This is a genomic window from Paenibacillus sp. PvR133 (assembly GCF_017833155.1).
In the GTDB taxonomy this organism is placed as follows: domain Bacteria; phylum Bacillota; class Bacilli; order Paenibacillales; family Paenibacillaceae; genus Paenibacillus; species Paenibacillus polymyxa_B.
Genome location: NZ_JAFIBS010000001.1, coordinates 221,378 through 234,310, shown reverse-complemented (window position 1 = coordinate 234,310; position 12,933 = coordinate 221,378). Strand labels below are relative to the sequence as shown.

General features: G+C 45.9%; 15 protein-coding genes. 14 read left to right on the top strand and 1 reads right to left on the bottom strand.

Annotation, left to right across the window (positions count from 1 at the left end):
• Window positions 1-58 precede the first annotated feature (58 nt).
• A complete protein-coding gene (locus JOE49_RS01115) occupies window positions 59-382 on the bottom strand; it encodes a hypothetical protein (protein ID WP_023990260.1) in 324 nt (107 codons plus the stop codon).
• 144 nt (window positions 383-526) lie between these two features.
• Here JOE49_RS01115 and uptA point away from each other — a divergent pair, with 144 nt between their 5' ends.
• From uptA to JOE49_RS01045, 14 genes are all read left to right on the top strand, one after another.
• Window positions 527-1,141, top strand: a complete 615-nt coding sequence (gene uptA / locus JOE49_RS01110) for an undecaprenyl phosphate transporter UptA (RefSeq protein WP_013311915.1) — start codon at window positions 527-529, stop codon at window positions 1,139-1,141.
• Window position 1,142: 1 nt separating this feature from the next.
• Window positions 1,143-1,712, top strand: a complete 570-nt coding sequence (locus tag JOE49_RS01105; protein WP_013311914.1) for a thioredoxin family protein — start codon at window positions 1,143-1,145, stop codon at window positions 1,710-1,712.
• 3 nt (window positions 1,713-1,715) lie between these two features.
• Entirely contained in the window at window positions 1,716-2,345 is a 630-nt protein-coding gene (locus JOE49_RS01100; RefSeq protein ID WP_023990259.1) for an MBL fold metallo-hydrolase, read from the top strand.
• Window positions 2,346-2,588: 243 nt separating this feature from the next.
• A complete protein-coding gene (locus JOE49_RS01095; RefSeq protein WP_023990258.1) occupies window positions 2,589-2,798 on the top strand; it encodes a hypothetical protein in 210 nt (69 codons plus the stop codon).
• An 80-nt stretch (window positions 2,799-2,878) separates the two neighbouring features.
• Window positions 2,879-3,268: a hypothetical protein gene (locus tag JOE49_RS01090; protein ID WP_013311911.1), complete on the top strand. Its 390-nt coding sequence runs from the start codon at window positions 2,879-2,881 to the stop codon at window positions 3,266-3,268.
• A gap of 368 nt (window positions 3,269-3,636) precedes the next feature.
• Window positions 3,637-3,924 (top strand): Asp-tRNA(Asn)/Glu-tRNA(Gln) amidotransferase subunit GatC, encoded by a 288-nt coding sequence (gene gatC, locus JOE49_RS01085; RefSeq protein ID WP_013311910.1) that lies wholly within the window; start codon window positions 3,637-3,639, stop codon window positions 3,922-3,924.
• Between the two features lie 27 nt (window positions 3,925-3,951).
• The gene (gene gatA, locus JOE49_RS01080; RefSeq protein WP_023990257.1) at window positions 3,952-5,409 is read left to right on the top strand and encodes an Asp-tRNA(Asn)/Glu-tRNA(Gln) amidotransferase subunit GatA; all 1,458 of its coding nucleotides are present in this window, start codon (window positions 3,952-3,954) and stop codon (window positions 5,407-5,409) included.
• 26 nt (window positions 5,410-5,435) lie between these two features.
• The gene (gene gatB, locus JOE49_RS01075) at window positions 5,436-6,881 is read left to right on the top strand and encodes an Asp-tRNA(Asn)/Glu-tRNA(Gln) amidotransferase subunit GatB (protein ID WP_013311908.1); all 1,446 of its coding nucleotides are present in this window, start codon (window positions 5,436-5,438) and stop codon (window positions 6,879-6,881) included.
• 130 nt (window positions 6,882-7,011) lie between these two features.
• Window positions 7,012-7,473, top strand: a complete 462-nt coding sequence (locus JOE49_RS01070) for a GNAT family N-acetyltransferase (protein ID WP_028541861.1) — start codon at window positions 7,012-7,014, stop codon at window positions 7,471-7,473.
• A 98-nt stretch (window positions 7,474-7,571) separates the two neighbouring features.
• On the top strand, window positions 7,572-8,285 hold the full coding sequence (locus tag JOE49_RS01065) for an MgtC/SapB family protein (protein WP_160789366.1): 714 nt from the start codon (window positions 7,572-7,574) through the stop codon (window positions 8,283-8,285).
• An 82-nt stretch (window positions 8,286-8,367) separates the two neighbouring features.
• Window positions 8,368-9,021 (top strand): hypothetical protein, encoded by a 654-nt coding sequence (locus JOE49_RS01060; RefSeq protein WP_053326077.1) that lies wholly within the window; start codon window positions 8,368-8,370, stop codon window positions 9,019-9,021.
• 7 nt (window positions 9,022-9,028) lie between these two features.
• A complete protein-coding gene (locus JOE49_RS01055) occupies window positions 9,029-10,432 on the top strand; it encodes a DUF4097 family beta strand repeat-containing protein (RefSeq protein ID WP_028541863.1) in 1,404 nt (467 codons plus the stop codon).
• A 108-nt stretch (window positions 10,433-10,540) separates the two neighbouring features.
• Window positions 10,541-10,972: a Fur family transcriptional regulator gene (locus JOE49_RS01050; RefSeq protein ID WP_013311903.1), complete on the top strand. Its 432-nt coding sequence runs from the start codon at window positions 10,541-10,543 to the stop codon at window positions 10,970-10,972.
• A gap of 185 nt (window positions 10,973-11,157) precedes the next feature.
• Window positions 11,158-12,876, top strand: a complete 1,719-nt coding sequence (locus JOE49_RS01045) for a glycosyl hydrolase family 18 protein (RefSeq protein WP_209940433.1) — start codon at window positions 11,158-11,160, stop codon at window positions 12,874-12,876.
• The last annotated feature ends 57 nt before the right edge of the window (window positions 12,877-12,933 follow it).

Sequence of the window (12,933 nt, the reverse complement as noted above, 5' to 3'; positions counted from 1 at the left end):
TGCGGGGTGGCTCCACTTTTTTTGTAGTTCACGGTTCATAGTTGCAGTACGCAAACATCTATCCACCATAGGCACTTCTAAAAGCGGTGCACAAAACATCGCGATCCACCTTCCACAATGCTGCGAGCTCCTCACTGACATCTTCGTCCCACCAGTCGCATAGTAGTTTGCGGTTACTATGGTTTTCCGCAATCCAGATAAGGTGTCCGACGACCTTGCGGCAGTAGAGCTCCTCGCCCTGCTTGACCAGATCAGGAGCAATGTGAACAGGCAGACGTTTGCAGGTTCGATACAACTCTTTGATACATGCGCGGCGAATACCACGAGCCGTGGGTAAACGGGATTGTGAATTGTCATGTTTGGGGAATTTGCCGGGAGGCATATTGTACCCCCTCCTCTCTCTCTCAACTTATGCGGGCAGAGGGGTCGGGGTCACTGACCTCCCTATTTGGGCGAAGTGGCGACTTGTTCTGCCGCTGTGATACACTAATGAAAATAGAGAAACAGGCAGGGAGTGGGAAGAGAAGTGGACCAAATATCTAGTATCATTAATTATTTGTTTGAGATCATTCGTAGTCTTGGGTATTTTGGTATTATGCTAGGCTTGATGGTTGAGGTCATTCCAAGCGAAATTGTCCTCGCTTATGGTGGCTTTTTGGTATCCTCGGGTCATATTAATTTTTTTGGCGCAGTCGTTTTTGGAACGATTGGCGGGGTGCTGGCCCAGTTGTTCATTTACTGGATTGGGCGCTATGGCGGCAGACCGGTATTAGATAAATATGGAAAATATATACTTATCAAAAAAAGTCATGTCGACCATGCTGAAGCCTGGTTTAACAAATACGGCACAGGGGTCATTTTCACAGCTCGCTTTATTCCTGTTGTGCGTCATGCCATCTCAATCCCTGCCGGGTTGGCTCGAATGAACGTATGGCGCTTTACTATTTTGACAACGCTAGCGATTATACCTTGGTCTGTTTTGTTTATATATTTAGGTATGCTGCTAGGAGACAAGTGGGAGCAAATTGACGAAGTGGCAGCACCTTACATCAAACCGATTTTGCTGGTTGCTCTTGCACTCTTGATCATTTATTTTGTTATCAAATGGATTTTGTCCAAAAACAAAAAAGGAAGTGTATAACATGAGCCGTACTAATGTATCGCAGTACTTCGGAAAGGGCTTAAGCCCTGAACAGTTTATGGAGGGCATGGAAAAGAACAAAGAAGCCTTCCGCTCTGGGTACGATCAGTTTGTGTGGAATCGCGAAGAGGATCGAGAGTATTTTGAAAGCTTGAACCATCGGGATGATCTGCGCGTGCTTATTTTGGCTGCCGACTGGTGTGGGGACGTGGTGCGCAATGTGCCAGTTGTGTTCCGTGCGCTGGAGAATAGCGGGATTCCGACCGAAGTATTAATCTTGGAAAACCATCAGGCGCTGATGGATGACTTCCTGACAATGGGTGGACGTGCTGTTCCGATTGTGATTTTTGCGGATACAGGAGGTCACGTACTTGGCCACTGGGGACCACGCCCTGCACATGTCCAACAAATCATGATTGGATTCAAACGTGAAAATCCAGATCGGGAAGCTGATGATTATCAAGAAAAAATCGCAGTTGCTCGTAAAGAAATGGCTGAAAAATATGGGGAGGGAACCGAGGTCCATCCTGTGATTGTTCAGGAATTACGCGAGCTGATCTCGGGATTTTAACTTATGACGTTATCTATTCGCAGCTTTAATCTCGGTCCTCTCCAAACAAATGCTTATTTGCTTCAAGGGGATGATCCGCAGCGCGCCGTTATTATTGATCCGGGGATGAATCCGGGTCCTTTGCTCAGAGCTATTGAGCCACTGACCATTGAAGCTATCCTGCTGACTCATGCCCATTTTGACCATATCGGTGGAGTAGAGGAGATTCGCAATACCAAAGGTTGCCCGGTTTATCTGCACGCCTTGGAGCAAGACTGGCTCACATCTCCTAAGCTGAATGGTTCCTTGATGTGGCCAGAGGCATCCCCTCCGATCTCGACGGAACCTGCCGAATATGATTTGGCAGAAGGTCAGCAATTGAACCTGATCGGGCACACGTTCCGGGTTTTCCATACACCGGGCCATTCACCCGGAAGTGTCAGCTTTTTGTGCGGCAAAGATCTTTTTTCCGGGGATGTGCTATTTCGTCAGGGCGTCGGACGCACGGATCTGACGGGTGGTCGGGAACGGGATCTATACGATTCTATTCAGAACAAATTGTTTCCGCTCGGAGATGACGTTACAGTCTATTCCGGTCACGGTCCCAAAACGTCCATCGGTTATGAGAAAGCTAATAATCCGTATATCCGGTAAATGTGATGAACGTTTTCAGTAGGGGCAAAATCAAAGGTGTGACAGGTTTTGCCCCATTTCGACAACAAATTATAAATTATGTATAGACAAAGGTTTTTATTTTTGTTAACATAAATTTATTAAAGTTACATACTAAACTCGCGAAGCACGCAAGCTGTGGATGAATCCCGGTTTGCGTTCTTTTTTTTGCCCATTAAGAGGATAAAGAGGCATGAGGCCGTCAGATCACAAGGGGGAGCAAGAATGAAAAGAAAACATATATTTGGGGTACAACGTGAGATTGGAGGTAGTTTCCGTGTTCCCAATATAATAGATATTGAAGATTCTGTGGTAGGTTCCGAGCCGAAGATCATGACTTGGAAAAAGGTGAAACGACGGAGCGGAATCCCTTCACAAAACTGGCATGTGAGGCTGAATGAACACAGGTTGGGACGTGGAGACGGTCGATTATGAAGATACATAGATGATATAGACAAGCTACTTTTTTTTTAGTAGACTTAGCAGATAAGTTCAGACAAACGGGGGGGCTAACGATGCATCATTTAGGAGCTAGAATTATGATCGTCGCGGATGCTTTTGAGCAGAATCTTCCTGTGGGCGAACATGGTTATATCATTGCTTACGACCGTAATGCGGACAATGCTTTTGACTATGTCATTCGCGTACCGAAGGTGAACCGCAACTTTTTTGTACCATCCGGGGACATCGAGCTGGAAGAGAGTATTCTCAAGCTGGAAGCCGAGCGGATTGAGCGTGAAGCGCTGATAGATTACGCCCTTGCTACTCATAATGAGAAACTGTTCAAGCATGTAATGAACGGTGGTCTTGATTCGGTAGAGACTGAAGAGGAAGAAGAAACCGCGGCAGAGTTGTTGTCACAGGCTGATTTTATCAGACAAGTCAATTTGCGTGCTTGGATATAGGAGTCGGCTACTGCCGACTCTTTTTAAAAATATATAATGGGCACAATCTCAGCTCCTATAGTTTTCTCGAAAGAGCACCGAGAGGTGCTTTTTTTATATCCTTTTAGCAACATTTACCTCATTGATGTACAGTTTGCTTCTGTACCGCGTCAAAGATTGAATTGTAAAGGGTTCTATCCTATAATTAAAAACGTTATTTCGAAGTTCGGTGCAGCATTTTTTAATATCAGGATTTTGCAAAATTCAATTCCAGTCGCTCCGAAGTGCAATATATAGATGAACTAAACCATTTTGATCTATATCTTGCTCATTGGAAGCCGCCTATAGGATTTTTTGCAAAATCCTCATATACATGAGGAGGGTTTTGTATGAACATTTCCACGGAAGATGTCCGTCACGTAGCCAAGCTGTCCAGGTTGAATCTGACCGCGGCTGAGGAAGAAACGATGACAGGACAATTAAACGCCATTCTCCATTATGCGGAGAAGCTGAATGAGCTGGATACGGAGCAGGTAAAACCGACCACTCATGTGCTGCACGTCAGCAATGTCATGCGAGACGACGAAGTTCGCGAAAGTTTGACACATGAGCAAGTGATGCGCAATGCACCTGAAGAAGAAGACGGACAGTTTAAGGTTCCTGCTGTTCTGGAATAGATCTCATATTTGAAAGGAGGATGCAAATTGAGCTTGTTCAATAACACATTGCCCGAGATACATAACAAGCTGCATCAAAAGGAAATTTCCGTGAGTGATCTGGTGGGACACGCTCTGGAGACAATTGGTGCGCGGGAAGACAAGATCAGAGCTTATATTACCGTTGACGAGGAACAGGCCCGTGCATCCGCACGTCAGCTGGATGATCAGCTGATTTCCGGAGAGGAAAGAGGGCTGTTGTTTGGCCTGCCGGTTGGTATTAAGGATAATATCGTGACAGAAGGGCTGCGTACAACATGTGGCAGTCAGTTTTTGAAAAATTTTGATCCCGTTTACGATGCCACAGTTGTTAGCAAGTTACGCGCAGCGCAAACCGTGACACTCGGTAAAATGAACATGGACGAATTCGCCATGGGCGGCTCTAACGAGAACTCCAGCTTTTTCCCTGCACGTAACCCTTGGGATTTAGAACGTGTTCCCGGCGGTTCCAGTGGCGGCTCAGCTGCGGCTGTTGCAGCGGGTGAGGCTTATTTCACACTCGGTTCGGATACAGGTGGTTCCATTCGCCAGCCTGCTTCTTACTGCGGTGTAGTTGGCCTGAAACCAACCTATGGTCTAGTATCCCGTTTTGGACTGGTGGCTTTTGCCTCCTCTTTAGACCAAATTGGACCCATTACTAAAAATGTTCAGGATTCAGCCTATGTCCTACAAGCCATTGCAGGTTATGACCAGAAGGACTCCACTTCTGCGAAGGTAGACATTCCTGATTATTTGAACGCTTTAACCGGGGATGTAAAAGGACTTCGTATCGCTGTGCCTAAAGAGTATCTTGGTGAGGGCGTCGATCCTCAGGTCAAGGAAAAGGTGCTGGATGCACTGAAAACGCTGGAAGGACTGGGTGCTGTTTGGGAAGAAGTGTCTCTCCCTCACACAGAATATGCGGTAGCTACATATTACCTGCTGGCTTCATCCGAAGCGTCATCCAATCTGGCCCGTTTTGACGGCGTGCGCTATGGTGTGCGTTCTGACAATCCGGACAACCTGCTTGATCTATACCATCAGTCCCGTACGCAGGGGTTTGGTCCCGAGGTGAAGCGTCGGATTATGCTGGGTACCTATGCACTCAGCTCCGGGTACTACGATGCCTATTATTTGAAAGCTCAAAAAGTGCGCACACTGATTAAACAGGATTTTGATCGTGTATTTGAACAATATGATGTGATTATCGGACCTACTGCACCGACAACTGCTTTCAAAATCGGCTCGCAAGTGGACGATCCATTAACAATGTATTTGAACGATATTTTGACGATTCCGGTAAGCTTGGCTGGTGTGCCAGCCATCAGCATTCCGTGTGGTCTTGCGGATGGAATGCCAGTCGGACTACAAATTATCGGAAAAGCCTTTGACGAGTCTTCCGTGCTACGCGTAGCTCATGCTTTTGAACAAAATACCGAATTTCACAAGCAGCGTCCGCAGCTGTAATTTGCCAAAAAGGAGGGAACCTATTCATGTCTACAACTACATCCAAATATGAGACGGTCATCGGACTTGAAGTGCACGTGGAATTGCATACGAAGTCTAAAATATTCTGTGGATGCTCGACATCCTTCGGAGCACCACCCAACTCTCATACATGTCCGGTCTGTCTCGGTCATCCAGGGGTGCTGCCGGTATTGAACCGTCAGGCCGTTGATTATGCGATGAAAGCAGCAATGGCGCTGAATTGCACCATTGCTGATGTGAGCAAGTTTGACCGCAAGAACTATTTTTACCCCGACTCACCTAAGGCTTACCAAATCTCACAATACGATCAACCCATTGGCGAAAATGGCTGGATTGATATTGAAGTGAATGGTGAGACAAAGCGTATCGGTATTACCCGACTGCATCTGGAAGAAGACGCAGGGAAATTAACACATGTTGATGGTGGCTACGCATCTTTGGTCGATTTTAACCGGGTCGGCACACCATTGGTCGAGATCGTTTCGGAGCCGGAAATATCTTCGCCGGAAGAAGCCAAGGCCTATCTGGAAAAAATACGTGCCATTATGCAGTATTGTGACGTATCCGATGTGAAGATGGAGGAAGGATCACTTCGCTGCGACGCGAATATCAGCCTTCGTCCGCATGGACAAAAAGAGCTGGGAACTAAAGCGGAACTGAAAAACATGAACTCCTTCCGTGGCGTACAGCGCGGACTGGAATATGAACAGTTCCGCCAGGAGCAGACGCTGGACGAAGGCGGAACGATTGTACAGGAGACACGTCGTTGGGATGAAGCGCAAGGTAAAACTTTATCCATGCGTGGTAAGGAACAGGCCCATGACTATCGTTATTTCCCAGACCCGGATCTCGTTACACTGCATATAGATGAGGAATGGAAAGAACGCATTCGTGCTTCGATTCCTGAATTGCCTGACCAGCGTAAAGCACGCTACACTTCCGAATATGGATTACCTGAGTATGATGCCCAGGTGATTACGTCCTCCAAGCCATTGGCCGATTTGTTCGAGGATAGCCTTCAATTCACCAAGGATGCCAAAGCAGTATCCAACTGGATTATGGGGGATTTACTCGGTTATTTGAACAGTGCCGGTGTGGAGCTGTCGCAGGTTAAATTGACCGGACGGGGCTTGGGTGAAATGATCGGACTGCTGGAGAAGGGAACGATCAATAGCAAAATCGCTAAAACGGTCTTCAAGGAAATGCTGGAAAGTGATAAACTGCCACAGCAAATTGTTGAAGAAAAAGGGCTTGTACAAATCAGTGATGAGGGTGCAATCCTGACGATTGTCGAACAAGTTGTAGCAGCTAACCCGCAATCGGTCGAAGATTACAAAGCTGGCAAGCAAAAGGCCATCGGCTTCCTAGTCGGTCAAGTGATGAAGGAGAGCAAGGGGAAGGCAAACCCTGGTCTTGCTAATAAGTTGCTGACGGAAGTGCTTAACCGCTAATGGCATAGATTTGACAGGGGCTTGTCTTTTAGGGACAGGCCCCTTTTGCATAGACGCTGAGAACGGTTGGCGCGAACAAGCTTTAGAATCCTGATGGCATTTTATGAGTTTCCTTAGGAGGGAAAACAGCATGGTTACCCTATGTTCATTGGAAGATGATGATATCGTCAGTCAGATATGGCGTCTACAGCACGTTGCCTATAGGTTGGAAGCTGAGCTGATTGGGTTTGATGAGATTCCTCCACTGATGGATACATTGGATACGCTGAAAAGCTGTGGAGAGTCTTTTTATGGGTGGCTGGAGGACGGTGAATTGCTAGGAGCACTGGCTGTGCAGTCTGAGTCGCCCGATTCGCTTACCCTTACACGTATGATGGTTCACCCGGATCATTTTCGTAAAGGCATTGCGGACTCTTTAATGAAGCATGTTTTGAGTGAATATCAAAATATCCCGTTGTTTATCGTCTCTACAGGAACCTTAAATACTCCTGCGGTGACATTATATCGAAAACATGGCTTTCGCCCCGTATCTGCGGCCGAGGTCGCCCCAGGCGTGGAATTAACCACCTACCATCTGCATAAGGTGGAATAGCATTGAGATATCATTAAATTGGCATTAAAAATGCACATAAGCCCACAAACCGCGCACCCGGAGTGGAAAGCACGACATAACCGGGAGGAGAGACTCGAATGAATAATCCGTGGATTATAGACGATTCACATATCATTTTACGGCTTTTACTGTCCATGCTTCTCGGTGGATTCATTGGTTTTGAACGCGAACGTTCCAATCACGCAGCTGGTTTGAGGACTCATATTATGGTCAGTCTTGGTTCGACGCTGATTATGCTACTCTCCATTTACGGCTTTGCCGATTTCATTAAAGAAGTTAATGTACGCATAGATCCCGCTCGTTTGGCTACGGCTGTGATCACTGGCGTAGGCTTTTTGGGTGCAGGGACGATTATGTTCACAGGTAAATCCATTACCGGACTAACGACTGCGGCTTCCATTTGGGTCGTGGCTGCTATTGGCCTTGGGGTGGGAGCAGGCTTTTATTTCCCGTCTATAGCGGCGACAGTGCTCGTATTTTTAAATTTATGGGTGTTTAACAAAGTTGAACTTCGGTATATGCGTGGACGCAAGCGTCATCTTATTACATTGTACGGATTGTCCTCTCACGGACTGCTGGAGCAGATTTCGACTTATTTAGAGCAAGAAAAAGTGGAAATACGTAAAATAATGATTAAAGAACATGAAAATGTCCCATTTCACGAATTACACCCAGATCGGCAGAGTATGGAAGTTTCCCTAGAGGTGCTGGCCCGTCATGATTTTAATCCCGTACGTATTGCAGCTGATTTACGACAATGGGAAGATGTAGCTGCTGTCTCCGTTGAGTAATAGTCCACCTTTTTTTAACAGTTACTCTTAAATCCGATTGGGGTACTATGTAAGCATCGAAGTATTTTCAGCGGAGCCACGCATGGGATTCAAAGGGGAGGATGGCATGAACTCGGAACAACCGTTACCGTCTGGAGAGGCTGGACAGCTACAAGCGTCGGAACAGCGGGAACAGCCCAGACAGGGGAAACGTCTAAAATACGCTAAATTTCGCAAAGTGATTGCTATTATCATGGCGGCATTGTTACCCGGACTGGGACATCTTTTTTTAGGACTGTTTATTAGGGGGCTTAGTTTTATTGTATTGCTCCTGCTAGATATTTTTGCGATGTTGTATGTTTCCTCTGACGGCTTGAGGATCAACATTCCATTACTTATTTTGCTTGGATTGTTCATACCCGTTTTATATTTTTATAATGTATATGATGTCTTACAGTCAGCAGATTACATGGTTCGTTATCGGCGTAAGCCAGATCGTTATGCACGAATGGATGCTAGAGGCCAGCAAAGTAGTCCTTTTTATGCATGGGAGAGAGGCTTTGCTTTTGCTGTGCTAATGGTGGCAGGCGGTGGACTTATGATTTTGTTTCGCATGAAACCTCGCTGGTTGAGTAATTTCTTTGAGGATTATGGATTCCTTACGCTGGCCATTTTATTAATGATGATCGGTTTATTCCTTTTTCTAAGGGAAGCCTTTCTGAACTTTAAGCGTAAAAAGTTGAAAGAAAGAGGGTGAAGCTGGCGTGCACCGCAAAATAAGAGTCGGGCGCTACACCTCTTCGCTTCTGTTGATGGCTGTAGGCATTTTGCTTATTGTAGATGTGTTTCAAAATACTGAATATATGCTTCAGCTCCTCGTTTGGTGGCCCGTAATCTTTGTGCTTTGGGGACTGGAGTATCTGATTTTTTTTGCCATGTACTATCGGAAAGAAGGCAAGTCTGACAACGGAAGGCGATTCAGACCTGACCTAAAGGGGATTCTGTCCGCTTTGGTAGTGGCAGCCTCGGTTTTTATCGTGACCCAGCAAAATCATTATATGTATCTGTGGAACCGGGTCAGTCTTAATCTGACGTCAGCCTCTATGGATTTTAGCCAGGCTAAAGAGAATCGGTATGATATGGGTGGTATGCTGGTACCTGTAACTATGCAGACGTCCGATTTAGTAGTTGATTCGGTTAATGGTGATGTAACACTGATCAGACGGCCTGTGTCCAATATAGAGGTACGAGGTACTCTGTGGGTGGATCAAGCGCCTGCTGCCGAAGCGGACAAGATTGCTCAAGCTTCTTCACTGACTTCTACCGACGGCAAGACTATCCAGATTCGTCCGGAGGCAAAGTCGTACGGAGCATCAAGCAAACGTCAGCCTCGTGTGAACATGCTGATCACCGTGCCGGAGGACCGGCGGTTCAATGTGCAGATTAGAACCTCCAACGGGAATATTTCCTTGAATGGAGTTGATGCAATTGACAGCATTCGGCTTGAGAGCGGTAATGGAAATCTCACTGTTAATGACGCTATCGGCAATGTCAAGGGAGGCACGCTGAACGGTCAGGTTAAATTGCATCGGATTTCTGGAGATGTGGATGTGCGCACGAACCGTGGCGACATGCAAGCAGGCGATATTGAAGGAGCTGTGACACTGCACACCATGGTAGGTGATATTCAGCTCGCTCGTTCGGAAGGGGACATCACCGTAGATACTCAGAATGGTGACATGAATGTGCTGAATTCTACAGCCAAGCTGAATGCAAATTCGCTTAATGGCTCTATCAAAGTGCATAGCGAGCAGATAGGCGGAGATTGGAAAATATACAGTGCTGTCGGTGATATCGTATTGGATCTTCCGTCGAATGGAGATTTTCAGTTAGAGGGTTCAAGCAGTTATGGTAATCTTCAATCCGATTTTCCATTTAAAATAGACAGTAAAAGTATTTCAGGCCAAAACGGGACAGGCAAGTATGCGATCAACGTAGAGGGCAACAGTAATTTAACCATTAAAAAGTTACTGATGCCGTCGTTACCCGACTTGGATGATTCCGGGGGTACGACTGCGCCCGATACATCTGAAAGCTCTGCGGCTGAACCGGGAGCTTCTGAGACAGATACCTCTATAGGAATATCCGGCGACAATACGGCGCGTTGACAAGAAACTTGAGTAGACCGTACAATGTGAGTAGGTTTAGAAGTGAATTGTAAATAGATGCGTGGTAATTGATAGGATCGTAAGTAAGGGATAAGGCGGTGGACATATATGGCAGCACGCGTCCAGCATGCTTTGGAACTTCTGAAGAAGACAGGTGTACGCATAACACCCCAGCGTCATGCCATATTAAACTATTTAATGGAAACTATGGGGCACCCGACTGCAGATGAAATATATCGAGCGCTTGAGTCCAAGTTTCCAAGTATGAGTGTGGCTACGGTTTATAATAACTTAAAGATGTTTATAGAAGCGGGTATGGTACATGAGTTGACCTATGGAGATAACGCCAGTCGTTATGATGCCAATATTTCGGAGCACTATCACATCATTTGCGAAAAATGCGGAAAGATTGAAGATTTCAGTTATCCGTATTTGGCCGATGTGGAACGCCATGCCGCGTTGGAAACAGGCTTCGAGGTGCATGGACATCGTATGGAGTTACACGGAGTATGCAAAGCTTGTAGTAACAAACAAACGTAACGAAACAAGGAATAGAAGTTTTTTGTGCGGTATGTATATATTGTAATGGATTGGAAACGTGAGGAATTCCCCATAAGCGGGGATTTACCGCGTTTTTTTGTTTAAATCACTTTATTTTTGTTTTAAGTAATCTGTTGAGGTTACAAAATACGGAAATTCAAAGTTCATACAATGGAGGTTCAATATTGGCCAGAAATCATTCCAGACGCCGCCGTAAACGTTCACGATTCAAAGGAGCGGCAAGCCTGCTATTATTTGCAGCGATTATATGTGCAATTACTGTTGTATGGTTTGGCAATCCCCTTCACGAGAAACCCGATTGGCAGGGCAGTGTCCGTCCTATTTTTATGCAGGGAAAGTTGACTGGGTATGAAGCTCAGAGCTCCGGCAAGAACATGCTGATGCCGCTTAAATTGGTGCAAAGTAAAATTGATCCTACGGTTCGCTATGAGGATGACAGCCAAACCGTTATTATGGCGACGAGACAAAGCCTGCTCTATATGAAGGTTTCGAAGGCACAAGGGGAACTGAATGGTAAAACATATGCGCTGAGCGCAGCCCCTCAGGTAATCAGTGGAGAGGTATATATCCCGATAGAGGCTGTACGTGAAGTATGCGGCGTTTCTATACACGAAGATCCTGTGACTGGTGCTGTCATCCTAATGAAGGCTGGGGAGAAGGTCAGGCTGGGGAGTGTAGAAAAGAAGGATGGCCCACAGGATGCTACAATCGCCTTACGTAAAGAAGCCTCTAGCCTATCTTTCATTTTGACAGATATATCTCAGCGGACGAAGGTGCGTATTTGGTCCAAACAGGGCGATTGGTATTTTGTTCAGTTAGACAATGGTTATGCAGGATACATTAAGTCAGACCATGTCGCTGAAGGAGAAGAGCTTGTGATCCCTTCGGTTAAGGACGATTTGTCCATCTCGGAAAAACATTGGGAGGGTAGATCAGTAAACCTCGCTTGGGAAGCTGTCTATAATCGCAAGCCCGATCCTTCCAAGTTTGATCCTATGCCTGGAGTAAATGTGGTGAGCCCTACGTGGTTCAGTGTCGTCGATCATGAAGGTACTGTAGAAAGCAAGGCAGATCCTGCCTATGTCAGCTGGGCACATCGCAAAGGGATTGAGGTTTGGGGCTTGTTGAGCAACAGCTTTAATCCCGAATTAACAACAGAAGCTTTGTCCACCTTTGAACGTCGAAAGTCGATTGTAGATCAGATGATTTCACTTGCCCTAGAAAATGATCTGGACGGTATTAATATTGACTTTGAAAATGTTCATACGAAGGATGGCCCAAATGTCACCCAATTTTTGCGGGAACTTAAACCGATGGCTCGGGAACATGATTTGATACTGTCCATTGATGTAACGCCTAAATCTCAAAGTGAGATGTGGTCAGCTTTTTTAGATCGAAAATCATTAGGCACCATCACAGATTACCTCATGGTAATGGCATATGATGAACATTGGGCGGCTAGTCCAAAGGCTGGTTCTGTCGCCTCGCTACCATGGACGGAAGCGTCAATTAAGCGAATTATTCAGGAAGATGAAGTGCCGCCTCAAAAAGTGGTTTTAGGTATTCCATTATATACTCGAGTGTGGTCCGAGACTCCCAAAGAAGGGAAGATTAAGGTCACCTCCAAATCACTTGGTATGGAGTCAGCAGCGGATATCATAGCCAAATTTAAGTTGAAGCCTAAGTTTAGAGCTTCCGAAGGTCAAAATTATGTCGAGTATACAGAAGACGGCGTGGTCAAAAAGATTTGGCTAGAGGATCAGGTATCTCTAAAAGCAAGAGTAGACCTTGCCAAATCGCTGAAGCTCGGAGGAATTGGTGCATGGAATCGAACCTTTGCAGATGAAAACGCTTGGGTAATACTGAAAAAAATAAGTGAATAAGATAAAAATTTATACAATTGAAGAAGGAAGTCTCTTATTTATGTAGAAATGATCACA

Excerpts from the sequence above, each read along its gene's own strand:
- JOE49_RS01105 (WP_013311914.1), top strand. The coding sequence starts at position 1,143 with ATGAGCCGTACTAATGTATCGCAGTACTTCGGAAAGGGCTTAAGCCCT.
- gatC (WP_013311910.1), top strand. The coding sequence starts at position 3,637 with ATGAACATTTCCACGGAAGATGTCCGTCACGTAGCCAAGCTGTCCAGG.
- gatB (WP_013311908.1), top strand. The coding sequence starts at position 5,436 with ATGTCTACAACTACATCCAAATATGAGACGGTCATCGGACTTGAAGTG.
- JOE49_RS01100 (WP_023990259.1), top strand. The coding sequence starts at position 1,716 with ATGACGTTATCTATTCGCAGCTTTAATCTCGGTCCTCTCCAAACAAAT.
- JOE49_RS01070 (WP_028541861.1), top strand. The coding sequence starts at position 7,012 with ATGGTTACCCTATGTTCATTGGAAGATGATGATATCGTCAGTCAGATA.
- JOE49_RS01050 (WP_013311903.1), top strand. The coding sequence starts at position 10,541 with ATGGCAGCACGCGTCCAGCATGCTTTGGAACTTCTGAAGAAGACAGGT.
- JOE49_RS01060 (WP_053326077.1), top strand. The coding sequence starts at position 8,368 with ATGGGATTCAAAGGGGAGGATGGCATGAACTCGGAACAACCGTTACCG.
- JOE49_RS01095 (WP_023990258.1), top strand. The coding sequence starts at position 2,589 with ATGAAAAGAAAACATATATTTGGGGTACAACGTGAGATTGGAGGTAGT.
- JOE49_RS01090 (WP_013311911.1), top strand. The coding sequence starts at position 2,879 with ATGCATCATTTAGGAGCTAGAATTATGATCGTCGCGGATGCTTTTGAG.
- JOE49_RS01065 (WP_160789366.1), top strand. The coding sequence starts at position 7,572 with ATGAATAATCCGTGGATTATAGACGATTCACATATCATTTTACGGCTT.
- JOE49_RS01115 (WP_023990260.1), bottom strand. The coding sequence starts at position 382 with ATGCCTCCCGGCAAATTCCCCAAACATGACAATTCACAATCCCGTTTA.